Source organism: Aneurinibacillus sp. REN35, assembly GCF_041379945.2.
Taxonomy (GTDB): domain Bacteria; phylum Bacillota; class Bacilli; order Aneurinibacillales; family Aneurinibacillaceae; genus Aneurinibacillus.
In genome coordinates this window covers 1-212 of the sequence record NZ_JBFTXJ020000068.1, presented here as the reverse complement: position 1 = coordinate 212, position 212 = coordinate 1, and the positions used below count along the sequence as shown (strand labels likewise).

The following is a 212-nucleotide window of genomic DNA, read 5'->3' as shown; positions in this document are numbered from 1 at the left end:
CAGATGACCCAGCCCGCCAAGTTGAAGAACGGATCCGTCTACGTGCCGATCCGCTTCGTCGCGCAGACGCTCGGCGCGACGGTCGATTGGCAGAGCGCCAAGAACACCGTCGCCATCTCCGACGAGGGCAAATTCGTCATGGGCTGGGCGACGTCGGATACGCCCGCGGCCTTCTGGGCGAATATTCGCACCGGCGAGCTGTACCAGTCCTA

The 212-nt window shown here is 63.7% G+C and carries 1 protein-coding gene; it reads left to right on the top strand.

Going from position 1 to position 212, the window contains the following annotated elements; all coding sequences use genetic code 11:
* Positions 1–212 (top strand): stalk domain-containing protein (locus AB3351_RS23670; protein ID WP_371149562.1); only part of this gene is annotated, 212 nt, incomplete at both ends.